Source organism: Paenibacillus selenitireducens, from assembly GCF_002021565.1.
Lineage (GTDB): Bacteria > Bacillota > Bacilli > Paenibacillales > Paenibacillaceae > Paenibacillus_K > Paenibacillus_K selenitireducens.
On sequence record NZ_MSZX01000001.1, the window covers coordinates 222,017 to 236,749 of the forward strand.

Below are 14,733 nucleotides of genomic sequence, written 5' to 3' on the forward strand. Positions count from 1 at the left end.
TATTATATCAAACAACGGAGGTTCTCACATGAATACAAGTATTTTAAACGAACAAGATTACTATCGGATCGTTTACGGGGGATGGCTGGGGAAAAATATCGGGGGAACGCTTGGAGCGCCTGTCGAAGGCGAGAAAAAACTGCTTGAATTGAGCTTTTATCCAGAGCTGCCAGACGGTCCGCTAGAGAACGATGACTTGGACCTGCAATTGGTGTGGCTGCACGCCTTGGAGCAGTATGGTCCGGGATTGACCGCCCGCGAGCTTGGGCAAGAATGGTTGGAGCATATCTTTTTCCCGTTTGATGAATACGGTTATGCCCTGACGAATCTGCGAAGAGGTCTACTCGCGCCGGTTGTAGGTTGGTTCAACAATCCTTTCAACAACTGTATGGGCTCACCTATTCGTTCCGAAATTTGGGCAATGGCGGCACCCGGGGCGCCGGAAACTGCGGCTCACTATGCGTATCAGGATGCGATTGTAGACCATGCCGGCGGGGAAGGGGTATATGGTGAAATGTTTTTTGCCGCTTTGGAAAGCGCTATTTTCTTTGAGAAAGACCGGGATCGGTTGATTGAGATTGGAATGAGCTATATTCCTGAGGATTGCCGTACCGCCAAAGCGCTGAAAGATCTGCTCCGTTGGCATCAGGAAGGGAAGAGCTGGACCGAATCGCGCTTGCTTATTCTAGAGCACCATGGCAGCGACAACTTCACAGATGCTCCGCAAAATATTGCATTTACGATCCTTGGATGGTTGTATGGTGAAGATTTTGAAGATGCGATATTGAAAGCCGTCAATTGCGGTTACGATACGGATTGTACCGCAGCAACGCTGGGTGCGATCCTGGGAATGCTGCTTGGACCGGAAGGCTTGCCTGCCAAATGGGTGAAGCCGGTTGGTGACCGAGTCGTTGTCAGTCCTCCAATCAAAGGATTCCCAGCGCCTAAGAACTTGGATGAGCTGACCCGCCGCACGATCCGCATAGGCAAACAGATTCTCGCCGCTTGGGATACCGGGATTATCGTGCATCCTGACTTTCCGACATCTTGGAACCGATTGGAGGCTGCGGGAGAAACGGATAAAAGGATAAGGGAGCTTTGGGAGAGAAAGGTGACGTCCAATCTTTACTTGCTGCCGCAGGGAACGAAAAGCTGTCCTGACGCCGAGTTATTCATCGACTTCGGAACGGATGGCCCAGCCATCGGAGTGGGTCAAAGGAAGGTACTGCAGTTTACGCTGACAAACCGTTCACTTACTCCAATCTATGGCAACATTGCTTTGGAGCTGCCTTCAGGATGGGAGGGGCCGACACCGCTTGAGATTAGCCTGCAGCCAGACGAATCCTTCCAGTGGGACACGGAAATCTTGGCTGGGGCGGCAGCAGCCGCAAGCCATGAGCTTGCTTTTCGCTGGACGCGAAGTCATGACCACGCGGTATGGGCTGTTCAGAAAGTGACTTTCGCATTAGTCAGCTCATCCAGATGGATCGTCTGGGGTCCAGATGGCGGAGCGGAAAAAGAGATATATGTCCCAGGGAATCGAGTGGAGTGGGAGAAGGCTCTTGGGTTAAACTCTGCTCAATTGCCAGCAGACGGAGTTTACCGGGCGCAAACGACGCTCACTAACCCGATCGAACGGAAGCTTCGACTGATTGCAGCTGCGAATAGTCCTGTAACGTTGAAGTTGAACGGACAGATCGTGATTGAGTGCAATGAAACGTTGGAATTCATGCCGGCGTATCATCGTGCGCCTCAAGAACAATGGGTGGAGTTAACGTTAGAAGCCGGAAGCCATCAGGTAGAAGTAGAAGCTATCAGAAATGGCTGTCCTCCGGAGGTGTACATCTTGCCGGTAGCGCTTCAGGACACAACATCACCTGGTTCTTACTATTACTATACGGATATTCTGCTGGGGTAAAACATGAGAATCGATGCGCATCAGCATTATTGGAAAACAGAGCGTGGAGACTACGGTTGGCTGACGCCGGAACAGGGTATTTTATATGCGGACTATTTGCCGGAGCAGCTGCATGAGACACTGGAAGTTTATCGCTTTGAACGAACGATTGTAGTGCAAGCTGCTCCCACGCTGGAGGAAACGGAATTCATGCTTTCATTATATGAAAAGTATGACAGTATTGCCGGGGTAGTCGGCTGGCTGGATCTGGCTTCGCCGGAATTTGGAGAGCAATACGCCAAATTCCGCAAACATAAAGGCTTTGTCGGGTTTCGGCCGATGCTGCAGGATTTACCTGACCCATGGATCCTTCAGACTCAGGTCATGACAAATTTGGAGTTGGCAGTCCGAGATGAATGTCCGATTGATTTACAGCTTCGGCCTCGTCATCTCCCTTATATGCTGGAGGCGCTGCGGGTTTTTCCAACCCTCAGGGGAGTGATCGACCACGCGGCCAAGCCTTTTATCGCAGAGAAATCCATGGACCCTTGGAAGATGCAAATGACCGAAATGGCTGCCTACCCTAATGTGATGTGCAAGCTGTCCGGTCTGGTCACGGAAGCGAACCAACAAGCATGGAGCTGGGAGGACTTCGTCCCCTATGTGCATCATGTCGTAGAAGTGTTTGGTTCAGATCGGATCATGTTCGGGAGCGATTGGCCTGTTTGTTTAGCGACTTGCAGTTACAAAGAGGTTTATGACACTTTGCTTAGGGCTCTCCCTTCTAACTTGTCCCAGTACGATGATGATGCCTTCTTTGGGGGCAATGCCAAGCGATTTTATGATTTGCATTAATTGCAGACCGGTAACCGAGGGTGCCATGATGATGAGATGGATAGCCGCGGAAACATCCAGAAAACAGGGAATCCAGCCAAGTTGGCTGGGTTCCTTTTTTTGTGCAGGGCAATTTTGTAATGCAGTTCCTCATTCAGTTTCCCAAACCTTCGTATAGATGATATTATCCATATGGTTGTACAATATAAGCAGAACGTTGTTCTATAGTTTTTATTTCTATTCAAATGGAGGCTTTCGTTGTGAAAGATATTGTTTCGGAATGGGCGGAGTCCCATTTTCCATTATATACGGCAGACAGCATTCTATCGATTTACAGCAGCTCGAATTTCCCGATGTATAAAATAAATGAGAGTTTACCTGTGCTGATTGCGATTGTCAGAGGCAAGGGCAATCTTAAAGCGGATGAAGAGATGTACGAGCTTCTGGAAGGGAGCGTTATCTTTATCCCGGCAAATACCGAGGTCGTTTTAAATGCGGATTCCCTACATCCACTTCATGTATATAAGCTGGTCATTGATGCCCGCGAGCAGGGGAAGTCTTTGCCAACAGGTGCAATGATGCGAAAAAGCGACATAAATACTAACTCCGTTATTCAATTCTTTTCTAATGAACCTTCGCTTGTATCAAATATGGAGGAGCTTTATATCCATCGATTACCAGGTAATGAATTCCGTCATGTGCAAAATCAAATCATATTTCACCAAATCATTCTCCAATTGCTTGAGCGGCAAGAGGACAAGTACGCTGCTGGCGAACAACCCTCTATGGAACGCAGTATTGCTTACTTGGAGTTACATTATAGCGATAAGATAACGCGTGAGCGATTAGCCGAGATTGCCGGTGTAAGTCCATCTCACTATTCGATTCTCTTTAAGCAGATGACCGGTTTCTCACCCAGCGAATACTTGTCGAGGCTTCGCGTTCACCGGGCTAAGGAACTATTGATTAGCGGATCGGCCACACTCAGGGAGATAGCGCAGCAGGTCGGTTACAAGGATGAGTTTTATCTTAGCCGTCGGTTTAAGCAGCAGACGGGAGCAGCGCCTTCCGGCTACAATCGGGAATCCTTTCAGCGTGTAGCCGTATTCCTTACGCCTTACGCGAGTCATCTGCTTTTGCTTGGCCTGGAGCCAGCTGTCATTATCTCGGATAGCAGCGAATATTTGCATACATCGGGTTTGCAGCTGCCGCAAAAGATGTTGTTTATCAACGCGAACTCTTCCGCAGAACAGATAAAATCGGTACTGCTCGAAAATAAGATTGAGTTGATTATTGCAGCTAACCAGCATTTGTACCAATATGGTCTGAGTGTAGAACAGTTGCGGTCCGTCGCGCCTCTTGCAGAAATTTCATGGATGGAAGTTGGTTGGAAAGAGCATTTTCGTCTTATCGCTCAGCTTATACAAAGAAAGGATCGGGCAGAGCAATGGTTGGCTGATTTTGAGATTGAGGAACAGGAAGCCCGTACATGGGTACAACAGAGTGAAGCCGCCAAGGAAGTAATCACGATTCTGGTTATTAAACCGGAGAGTCTGTTCGTTTATGGAGCGCGAAATGTCGGCTGTGTTATCTATCAATCGTTGGGACTTCAAGCACCACCAAGGATACAGGAGGAGATTGTGAAGCTTGGGGATCAATTTCATTCCGTGCCGATTGAGTTATCGGAACTCGCAGACTATGCAGGGGATCGAATATTGGTAATTGTTTTTCCCGACGTGAAAGGTTCAACCGTGCATTCAGATACCGTATTCAATTCGGTATATTGGAACAGTCTATCAGCAGTACAGCGGAATGATGTACATTTGCTTGATCTGGATGAGTGGATTCCTTACAATCCGGTTTCTATTCGCTTGCAGCTGCAACGCGCTGTATCTTTATTTTCAGGCAACTAATAGTCCAAGTCAATTATCAAACATAAAGGCATGGCTCGGAGCAATGCATATCCATATAATAGTTTTCATGGTATTGAAAATGATTATTATTTTCAATTAGAAAACAATGTGTTAAAACAAAAGGGAGAGAGTCATCTGATGAAAAAGATATTAATTCCGTTCGTTCTGCTCATCGTTGTTATGCTTAGCGCTTGTGGAGGCAATAAGACGGATCAAGTAAAGAGTCCATCTACGGAGTCTTCTAATGCCCAAGCGTCAAGTGAGGCATCAACGCCCGCCGCCAAGGATTCGGACACTTTTACGTATCAATCCGAAAATGGACCCGTGGAGGTACCGACCCATCCACAGCGTGTCGTTGTAATTACTCGTTTCTTGACAGGCAATGTTATGGCGCTTGGTGTGCCGCTTGTCGGCGTCGATGAAATGTCCAAAACTAACCCGAATTTTGCAGAAAAGCTTGCCGGTGTTGAGGCGGTTACGGATGAGAGTCTGGAGAAGATCATCGAACTGAACCCAGACCTTATTATCGGGCTATCGGATATCAAAAACATCGATAAACTAAAGCAAATCGCACCAACGGTTACGTATACGTATGGAAAAGTAGATTTCTTAACGCAGCAGCTTGAAATTGGCAAGCTTTTGAATAAAGAGCAGGAAGCTCAGGATTGGGTCAAAGATTTTGATGCTCGAAGCAAAAAAACAGGGGAAGAAATCAAGGCGAAAATAGGTGCGGATACGACGGTTTCGGTCATTGAGACGTTCAATAAACAGCTATATGTTTACGGATATAAATTTGGCCGCGGAACTGAAATACTCTATGATCAGTTCGGGTTAGGAATGCCTGAGAAAGTGAAGGAAGCGACGAAGCAAGACAGTTTCTTCGCCGTGTCGACAGAAGTATTGAAGGATTATAGCGGCGACTATATTATTTTCAGCAAAGATGCAGATGAAAACAATTCGTTCCAAGAAACAGAGACCTATAAAAATATTCCTGCTGTCAAGAATCAACATGTTTTCGAGGTGGATGCGAAGGCTTTCTATTTTAACGATCCATTAAGCATGGAATACCAATTAGAATTTTTCACTCAACATTTTCTCGGCAAATAAGGAAAGTAACCCATGAAGAGAAAAAAACATGCAGTCCCGATTTCAATAAAGCTTCTTGTCTGCTTACTCTTGCTCATTCTCAGCTTTGTCCTCTCCATACGATTGGGGGCAGCGGATACGACGTTTCGTGATCTGTGGTTTGTGCTAACTTCAGATTTGAGGGACGATAATATTATTATGCTGCACGAAATTAGGCTTCCTCGTGAGCTGGCTGCGATTCTGATAGGTGCCGCGTTCGCCGTATCCGGGGCTATTATGCAGGGAGTCACCCGGAATCCGCTGGCTGATCCCGGCTTGTTGGGTTTAACTTCCGGTGCCAACATGGCGCTAGCACTGGCTTACGTATTGATTCCAGGAATTAGCTATTACGGGATCATGGTGGCTTGTTTCCTCGGTGCCGCTCTTGGAGCGGGTCTAGTCATCGCCCTTGGCTCGACGCGAAGGGGAAACCTTTCTCCTATTCGAATTATTCTTGCCGGAGCGGCTGTTTCCGCTTTTTTGTTTGGCATTTCGGATGGCATCAGCATCGTTTTTAAGTTATCCAAGGATGTAACGATGTGGACCGCAGGAGGCTTGATTGGAACAACATGGGTGCAGATTCAGACCATAGCGCCGGTCATCCTTCTTGGCATTGCTATGGCCCTTATGTTATCCAATCAAGTGAGTATTCTTAGCTTGAGCGAAGAAGTGGCCATTGGACTCGGACAAAAGCTATTTATTATGAAAGCCGTCCTGTTCGTTCTTGTCATTGTACTTACAGGAGCATCGGTCGCGCTCGTCGGCAATATGGCATTCTTAGGTCTAATGATTCCGCATATCGTCCGTAAATTCGTAGGCCAGGATTATCGTCATATCCTACCCATCTCGGCGTTGATCGGAGCAACGTTCATGTTACTGGCTGATACGCTGGGACGTACCATTAACGCACCTTATGAGACACCGGTGGTAGCCATTGTAGCCATGGTGGGCTTGCCTTTCTTCCTGTTTGTTGTGCGTAGAGGAGGCAAAAATTTCTCATGAATCTGTCTGCTCTTATTCGTAAACAACGCCTAATCCTGCTTGTCAGTTTAGGTCTGATCGCTTTAACGGCGATCGTTAGTATGGGTATAGGGTATTCCTCATTATCGTTTGACAGACTGATTCCAGTCTTGTTCGGCCAGGGTACCTTCAAAGAAGATTTCGTTTTGTTTTCTGTTCGACTCCCGCGTATTGTCATTACACTGCTGTCAGGTATGGCGCTTGCGCTCGCGGGTTCCATTTTGCAGAGCGTCACTCGTAACGATTTGGCTGACCCAGGGATCATCGGTATTAATTCAGGAGCGGGCGTGGCGATTACCGTTTTCTTCCTTTATGCTCCGATTGAGGTTGGATCGCTCGTTTACGTTTTGCCGCTTGTCGCCTTTATTGGCGCTTTGGTGACGGCTGGACTAATTTATATTTTCTCGTACAGTCGGTCACGAGGGCTTGATCCCGTTCGGCTCGTACTGGTAGGGGTCGGCTTCTCCATGGCACTGTCTGGGCTTATGATCGTGATCATTTCCTCGGCAGAACGCTCAAAGGTCGATTTTATTTCCAAATGGATTGCCGGAAGCATATGGGGGGCGGATTGGCCGTTAATTTGGGCTTTGATTCCTTGGTTGCTCTTTCTAATCCCGTTTACCTTATTCAAATCGAATCGACTCAATATTCTTGCTTTAAGCGAAGAATCGGCGGTTGGCGTCGGTCTGAAGCTTGAAAGGGAGCGCATGGTGTTGATTTTGACTGCGGTCGCCGCATCTGCGTCTGCGGTATCTGTCACAGGAGGAATCGCATTTATCGGATTGATGGCTCCGCATATCGCTAAGACGCTAGTGGGACCGCGTAATCAGCTGTTCATTCCTGTAGCGGTTCTGCTCGGCGGATGGCTGCTGTTAATCGCAGACACCATTGGCCGTAATCTTGTCGATCCTGACGGTATCCCCGCAGGTATCATGGTGTCTTTGATCGGCGGGCCTTATTTTGCATATTTACTGCTTAAAAAGAAATAGCTGTGGCTTCATATCGCTAGAAGATTGTGTGTCACCTGGGGCGAGTCTATACCCGTCATATCTTCTTTAATAGTTACAGTAATCGTAATATGACCAACGCATGTCTCCATAAACGAAGCTGAGCCACGTCACCACGTCCAAAGGACGTGGTTTTTGTTCGATGGAATCCCTGACATTCCATACATTTATGAAAACGGCAGAAATGCCGTTTTTTTGTTGTTCATTGAGTTCCATGAGCGGGTGAGAGGGGTGGGAGACGGCCGGAGGGAATGAATTTTGGATATCCCACTGAAGCTCCCTGAGCTACAGTACTTTTCATGGCTTAAACCATAATACTCTTGACGTTGCGGACCGTATTGCAGTTATTTTCGCTTGTTAGCTCATTTATCTCGGTTTGCGGACCGTATAGCCCTTATTGTCCTCAATCGAAACCAATAGGAGGAATTTTGGGTAAATAGCTGCATTTGAGTCCGCAAGCCTCGCGAAACACTATGCTTTTCTACAAATAAGGGCTCCTCGGTCCGTTGCATCTTGGTTAATTCATATTTTTTATCTTTTGAGTTGGTAAGTTCGGTTGCGCTGTTGGCCACTAACAATATCCAGTAGCTGCAGTTCCACCAATTCGTGCAAAATGCGTCTAGCATGGCGAAAGGTTACTTTAAGATGATTCGTGAGTTCGACAGGGATAAAGGGAGGCGGCTTAATGTGAAGTTGATGTGAAAGCTCAACAATGGATTCTAATTGAAGAGTATTAAGTAAAATTGAGATAAAGAAGACGCTTGATTTGGGTTATCCAGGCGTCTTTTTGTCTGTCATTTTATTAGCTAATGAGAACAGATTATTGAATTTGTCCGTAGATCTGAGGGCATGTACATATTCATAGTCGTTGTGCTGCTGCCGTGATTAAGTCCACCCTTGTAGTGATTCACATGAAAGCTACGAAATTGCTCCTCCTTAGAATCCCACGGATACCGAGGGTGTCAGCTTGCTCCTTCAGGGGAGGAAGTATCTATACTAATCCAATACTTTACATTTAGTATAAAATCTATAATAATTAACAATTATACTATAATTTGTGAGGTGCTCTATGAATTCAGTCTACATTACAAGTATTGGTAAATTCCTCCCCGGCTCTCCGGTTAGTAATGATGAAATTGAGGATTATCTCGGCAAAATTGGCGGCAAGTCTTCCAAAACCAAGCGAATCATTCTTGAGAAAAATCAAATTCAGTATCGCTATTATGCGATGGATAAAGAACAAAAGAGTCTATACACGAACGCAGAGATGGCGGCCCTCGCTATTCGCGACGCATTAGAACGAAATGAGAATGTAGCAGCTCATGATATTGGGTTCCTTGCGACAGGCACGACGAGAGCTGACCTACTTCTACCTGGCTTTGCCAGTATGGTACATGCAGAGGCCGATCTACCTGTTATGGAAATTGCATCGCACTCTGGATTATGTGCTAGTGGCATGCAAGCACTTAAGAGTGCTTATTTACATATAAAATCTGGTGAACATGATGCAGCGATCTCTTGTGCCAGTGAGTTTCTGAGCCGTGAATTTAAACATACAAAATTTGAAGCGCAGGGTGTTTGTAGCAACAGTCGAGTACCATTCGACACCGATTTCTTACGATTTATGCTTTCAGATGGAGCTGGTGCTGCGATATTGCAGAAAACGCCTTCCGCTAAGGGTCTATCGCTGCGTATTGAATGGATTGATAACAAGTCGTATGCGAATCAATACGATGTCTGTATGTATTCAGGAATGAGCAAGGAAGATGGAATTCATTCCTGGCTTGATTATGCATCCATTCATGAAGCGGCGGATCATGGAGCCCTGAATCTTAAGCAAGATGTAAGGCTTGTTAATGAAATAACAAAGGTAGGATCTAATCGATTTTTGGAACTTGTGGAGGAAGGCAGGATTGACCCTAAGGCGGTTGATTGGTTGGTCTGTCATTATTCATCGCATTTTTTCAAGGAAGAAATATTACGGTTATTGGAACTTGGTGGCGTGACGATCCCGGAAGAGAAATGGTTCACGAATTTATACACGAAGGGGAATACGGCTTCGGCTTCGATTTATATTATGCTGGAGGAACTGCTGAATTCAGGCCATCTCTCTCTGGGTGAGCAAGTGTTGTGTATCGTTCCTGAAAGCGGCAGATTTCAAACCTCTATTATGCTGTTGACCGTCGTAGGATCTTCATCTGAAGTGCATTAAAAAATTGCATTAGTCGATGGTGAACGGCTTCGGGATCACCGAAGATTACCGCAGGCTGGATTATCTGAGCGTCTATATCCGCACGCCCAAGCTGGACCGGTATACGCTCATACTGTCCCGCGCCCGCGATTCTTTCACGGTAAATCGGGATTACGGTCTGGATGAAACCCTGAGCAGCAAGGCGGCGGAAAAGCTGTATCTGCTGTCCGATTGAAGGAATCTAAGTAAGAATAAATACAGAGAGAGACTGAACTTTTTTCTCCCCTTGATGCTATGTTGGATTCATGTAGGATAGGACGTACGTATGAGCTTTCTTACTCATCTATATTGGATTTATGTAGGATAGGAGCCATGAATTGAGTGTTACTGGCGTTCTTCATCCGTTTCTGTTGGAAATATCCAATATAGACACTTAAATATAGGCAAATCCGTTAAAGTTATTGGATTTATACAACATAGCAATCTTCATCATGATCTGCATCATCGTTATTGTTACCACAATAGAAGAATGAACCGAGGGTAGAGGTTTTTCTCAAAACACAAATTTTTCAGCGCCCTCGAATTCGTTAGAAGTCATCTTTTTTGGCTTCACTAACATCTTTAAGAAGCGGCAGAGATGCCGTTTTTATTTTTGCATTTTAATAGCATCCAGCAGATCAGAACGCCCAATTCCCTGCGCGAAAAACAGGTTCGATGGAGCCGTCCGGCAGGATGCCATCAATGTCCATGTCAGCGGAGCCGATCATGAAATCGACGTGAGCAAGGCTATCATTCAGGCCACGCTCGCCCAGTTCGTCCGGACTCATCTCTTTGCCGCCTTCGAGGCAGAATGGGTAGGATTGGCCGATGGCTAGATGACTCGCAGCATTTTCGTCGAACAAGGTTTTGTAGAAAATGAGGTTCGTATCCGAGATTGGAGATCGGTGCGGTACAAGCGCGACTTCGCCAAGGAAATGAGAGCCTTCATCGGTATCGATCAATCCTTGCAGCGTGTCATAGCCTTTCTCGGCCGTAAAGTCCACAATCTTGCCGTCCTTGAATGTCAGGCTGAAGTTATCAATCAGATTGCCGGTATAGCTTAACGGCTTAGTGCTAGAGACGATACCGTTGACACCCGTTTTGAGAGGTGCGGTATACACTTCTTCCACGGGCAAGTTGGAGATGAATGGAGTTCCTTTGTCATTAACGCTTGTTACGTTGATCCATAGATGGCCTTGAAGCAATTCCACTGTGAGATCGGTACCCGGAGCACGGAAATGAAGCGCCTTATATTGGCGTGTGTTTAATCGCGTCGTATAGGTATCAAGTGCATCGGCGTGATCCTTCCATGCTTGGACCGGGTCTTCCATGTTGATCCGTGTGGCCGCGAAGATGGCTTCCCACAGGGCTTCGATCCGACGATCCGACTCAAGCGAAGGAAAAACCTTGTCTGCCCAAGCTTGAGAAGGTACGGCGACAATGGACCAACTGATCTTATCGGACATGCCATAGCTTCGGAAGGTGGTCAGAGCCTGTTGTTTTGCCTTCTTCGCATCTTGGATTCGCTGAGGAGCGATTCCGTTCAGCAAATCCGGGTCATTCGCATCAATATACAGGAAGGCCGCGTTATTCTCGGCCATCTCTTCCCAGCCTTTAGCTTTCCATAACGGATATTCACGAAATGCTTCATCCGGCGCCAACTCGTATTGGAGACGCGTAATTTGATCATCGCTCCAGTCTACGAGGACATGCTTAGCCCCAACTTGATAGGCTCGTTTGACGATTTTCCTGACAAAGTCCGCCGCCGTGATCGGCGCGGTCACCACAAGCGTCTGCCCGGGTTGAACGTTAACGCCAATCTCAACTGCGAGCGAGGCATATTTGTCCAATTTTTCCTCGAATTTGTTCATGTCGATCCTCCCTGGTCTAAAGTATACAGATATTCATATTCTAAGATTGTTGTTCTTTTCCTTTATTTTCTGACGCATAATTTTCGTTTACATTCAGTTTAAAAAGAGGTGTTAACATCACTTTATAATTAGTTGTACTGGAGGAATTGCAATGGATCATACAAAAATAGAGCCCAACAATGGCGATTGGGCCGTCGAAGCACACGGACTCGTCAAAACGTTTGGCGACAATCGTGCAGTGGATGGGGTGAATTTGAAAGTACGCGCCGGTACGATCTATGGCGTGCTTGGACCGAATGGGGCAGGCAAGACTACCACAATCAGAATGTTGGCGACCTTACTTCGACCTGATGCGGGTTCGGCACGAATCTTCGGGCATGATGTGTTGAAGGAGTCGCAAATTGTCCGTCAATTGATCGGGGTAACCGGCCAGTACGCATCGGTCGATGAGTCGCTCAGCGCTACCGAGAACCTCATCATCTTCTCCCGGCTGCTTGGGCTAGGGCGTGCAGAGGCAAGGTATAAGGCAAAGGAATTGCTTGAGGAATTTGGTTTGTCGGAAGCCGCAAGACGGCCGTTGAAAAATTTCTCCGGCGGTATGCGGCGCCGGCTGGATCTGGCGGCGAGTCTCATTGCACAGCCACCGCTCATCTTTCTGGATGAACCGACTACGGGGTTGGACCCGCGCACGCGTTCACAGATGTGGGATACGATCCGTCGTCTGGTTAACACGGGGTCAACCGTACTGCTAACCACGCAATACCTTGAAGAAGCAGATCAACTGGCGGATCGAATCGCGGTTATCGATCATGGCCGAGTCGTCGCCGAGGGCACAGCGGATGAACTGAAAGCGTCAGTGGGTACCTCGTCATTGCAACTGAAAGTCCAAAATTCACAGGACATGGAGAGTGCCCGTCAAACCGTTGAACAGGTGCTCAAGGTGCAGTCTAATGTGTCATCGGAAGCCGGAATGATTACTGCGCCGATGGCGAATGCCGATCTGGTTACCGACCTGCTTATTGCCCTCCGTGCGAAAGGGATTCACTTGGCCGAGGTGAGCGTGCAGAAACCGAGCCTCGACGAGGTGTTTCTAAGCATTACTGGCCCTAAGGTGAAGGAGGACGCGTCAACGCCGTCCTATGAATCGAACAAAGCGGAGGAGGTAAGCGTATGAGCAGTACTTCAATAAAGCATGGTGCGGATCGCCAATTGAAAAACTACACGAGCTTTGGCCAGTCGGTTCGCCACTCGTTGACAATGGCTTATCGAGGTCTGCTGAAGATTCGGCGTACACCAGAGCAATTATTCGACGTTACATTCCAGCCCATCATTTTTACCTTGATGTTTACCTACATCTTTGGTGGGGCCATCTCCGGTGACGTCGTGAGCTATTTGCCCGTCATCATTCCTGGAATCCTCGTGCAGACCGTGATTACGACCTCTATTGTTACTGGTGTCCAACTGCGTGAGGACATGGATAAAGGCGTGTTTGACCGATTCAAGTCACTGCCTATCGCGCGGATTGCACCATTGGCAGGAGCCCTGTTGGCAGATACCGTTCGGTACACCATTGCGACAGTGCTTACTTTTACCATGGGATATATTATGGGTTATCGGCCTGAAGGTGGTCTGGCGAACGTAGCCATCGCTGCGGTGCTTGTTATACTCTGCTCCTGGGCAGTCAGTTGGATCTTTGCCTTCTTCGGCGTGATTGCGCGTACCGCTTCAAGCGTGCAGGGGATATCGATGATTGTGCTGTTTCCGCTCACATTTCTATCGAACGCGTTCGTGCCGGTCAATACGATGCCAGGCTGGCTCCAGTGGTTTGTTAACATCAATCCGATCTCGCATCTCGTTAGTGCCGTTCGAGATCTTGCCAACGCTGGAACCGTAGGTATGGATCTCATGATCTCCCTCATTGGTGCTGCTGTTATTGTGGCGATCTTTGCACCGATTACGGTTCGTGCTTATATGCGTCGGACATAAATGCAGCAAAAAGCAGCCGCAAGGCTGTTTTTTTACATGTCAAATGCTGCGGCGTCAACAATTGTTCTCATAGGGCCGATTGGAGCCTTATATCGCTTGTTATTGGACCGTGGAGTTCAAGTTGTTGGATCATGGCAAGCTGCATCGTGTCATACCGGATGGATGCGTTGATATTATTTTTGATCTACGATCCACATCCTTTTCCCAAGGCGCCTTTGTAACGGGACTCATGACTTCATTTGAGACCATGAGCTTAACGCGAAATTACTCTTTATTCGGCATTCGCTTCTTCGCGGATCAAGTCCGCCAATTTATTGAAAATCCGGTCTAAGAGTTGAACGGAAATCGTGTGCTGCTCGAAGACCTATGGGGAAACGAAGCGAAATGGATCGTGGAGGAAGTTCAATCTGCACATGATGTAACGCAAATGATTGAAGTAGTTGAGCATCGATTATTACAACTATTGCATCGCAGCGAGATTTATTCCGATCAACGATTACAATGGAGCATGCAGTACATCATGGCAAGCCAAGGTCTGCTGTCCGTCCGCGATCTAGCGGGTCAACTTAGTTACAATGAAAGAAATGTACGGAGAATCTTTCAGAAGGAACAGGGGGTTAGTCCGAAAGAGCTGCTAAGCATCATTCAATTTCAGAATCTGCTGCAGGGACTGTATAAAGGGAACTTAACCCGTTTCACGGATATGGATGTCCAATATGGATACTACGATCAATCGCATTTTATTCACCATTTCAAACGCTTTTACGGGTTGGCTCCGAATCAAGTGTTTAAATAAACATGTCCGTTTTTTACAATACCTAAAGAATAGAATAGGCGAAAATGAAAGCGA

General features: G+C 47.1%; 13 protein-coding genes. 12 read left to right on the plus strand and 1 reads right to left on the minus strand.

Going from position 1 to position 14,733, the window contains the following annotated elements; genetic code table 11:
- Positions 1-28 precede the first annotated feature (28 nt).
- From BVG16_RS00995 to BVG16_RS01030, 8 genes are all read left to right on the plus strand, one after another.
- A complete protein-coding gene (locus BVG16_RS00995) occupies positions 29-1,918 on the plus strand; it encodes an ADP-ribosylglycohydrolase family protein (protein ID WP_158081588.1) in 1,890 nt (629 codons plus the stop codon).
- Between the two features lie 3 nt (positions 1,919-1,921).
- Positions 1,922-2,752 (plus strand): amidohydrolase family protein, encoded by an 831-nt coding sequence (locus BVG16_RS01000; protein ID WP_078496678.1) that lies wholly within the window; start codon positions 1,922-1,924, stop codon positions 2,750-2,752.
- A gap of 239 nt (positions 2,753-2,991) precedes the next feature.
- On the plus strand, positions 2,992-4,644 hold the full coding sequence (locus BVG16_RS01005; protein WP_078496679.1) for a helix-turn-helix domain-containing protein: 1,653 nt from the start codon (positions 2,992-2,994) through the stop codon (positions 4,642-4,644).
- Positions 4,645-4,782: 138 nt separating this feature from the next.
- Positions 4,783-5,751: an iron-hydroxamate ABC transporter substrate-binding protein gene (locus BVG16_RS01010; RefSeq protein ID WP_078496680.1), complete on the plus strand. Its 969-nt coding sequence runs from the start codon at positions 4,783-4,785 to the stop codon at positions 5,749-5,751.
- Between the two features lie 12 nt (positions 5,752-5,763).
- Positions 5,764-6,771 (plus strand): FecCD family ABC transporter permease, encoded by a 1,008-nt coding sequence (locus BVG16_RS01015; RefSeq protein ID WP_078496681.1) that lies wholly within the window; start codon positions 5,764-5,766, stop codon positions 6,769-6,771.
- The gene (locus BVG16_RS01020) at positions 6,768-7,778 is read left to right on the plus strand and encodes a FecCD family ABC transporter permease (RefSeq protein ID WP_078496682.1); all 1,011 of its coding nucleotides are present in this window, start codon (positions 6,768-6,770) and stop codon (positions 7,776-7,778) included. Before BVG16_RS01015 ends, BVG16_RS01020 begins: the two co-directional genes overlap by 4 nt.
- Positions 7,779-8,865: 1,087 nt before the next feature.
- On the plus strand, positions 8,866-10,008 hold the full coding sequence (locus BVG16_RS01025; RefSeq protein WP_078496683.1) for a beta-ketoacyl-ACP synthase III: 1,143 nt from the start codon (positions 8,866-8,868) through the stop codon (positions 10,006-10,008).
- Positions 10,009-10,024: 16 nt separating this feature from the next.
- The gene (locus BVG16_RS01030; protein ID WP_078496684.1) at positions 10,025-10,222 is read left to right on the plus strand and encodes a hypothetical protein; all 198 of its coding nucleotides are present in this window, start codon (positions 10,025-10,027) and stop codon (positions 10,220-10,222) included.
- A gap of 442 nt (positions 10,223-10,664) precedes the next feature.
- Here the strand turns inward: BVG16_RS01030 and BVG16_RS01035 are convergent, their stop codons facing one another.
- Positions 10,665-11,897: an aminopeptidase gene (locus tag BVG16_RS01035; protein WP_078496685.1), complete on the minus strand. Its 1,233-nt coding sequence runs from the start codon at positions 11,895-11,897 to the stop codon at positions 10,665-10,667.
- Between the two features lie 151 nt (positions 11,898-12,048).
- On the opposite strand from BVG16_RS01035, the gene BVG16_RS01040 reads away from it, so the two are divergent.
- The 4 genes from BVG16_RS01040 (at position 12,049) to BVG16_RS01055 (ending at position 14,679) form a co-directional block, all read left to right on the plus strand.
- Positions 12,049-13,071, plus strand: a complete 1,023-nt coding sequence (locus BVG16_RS01040) for an ATP-binding cassette domain-containing protein (RefSeq protein WP_078496686.1) — start codon at positions 12,049-12,051, stop codon at positions 13,069-13,071.
- Positions 13,068-13,883, plus strand: coding sequence for an ABC transporter permease (locus tag BVG16_RS01045; protein WP_078496687.1), 816 nt, complete (start codon positions 13,068-13,070; stop codon positions 13,881-13,883). The genes BVG16_RS01040 and BVG16_RS01045 overlap by 4 nt, the downstream gene beginning before the upstream one ends.
- Before the next feature lie 79 nt (positions 13,884-13,962).
- Entirely contained in the window at positions 13,963-14,214 is a 252-nt protein-coding gene (locus BVG16_RS01050) for a DUF6597 domain-containing transcriptional factor (RefSeq protein ID WP_332888752.1), read from the plus strand.
- Between the two features lie 3 nt (positions 14,215-14,217).
- A complete protein-coding gene (locus BVG16_RS01055) occupies positions 14,218-14,679 on the plus strand; it encodes a helix-turn-helix transcriptional regulator (RefSeq protein ID WP_144027254.1) in 462 nt (153 codons plus the stop codon).
- Positions 14,680-14,733: the final 54 nt, after the last annotated feature.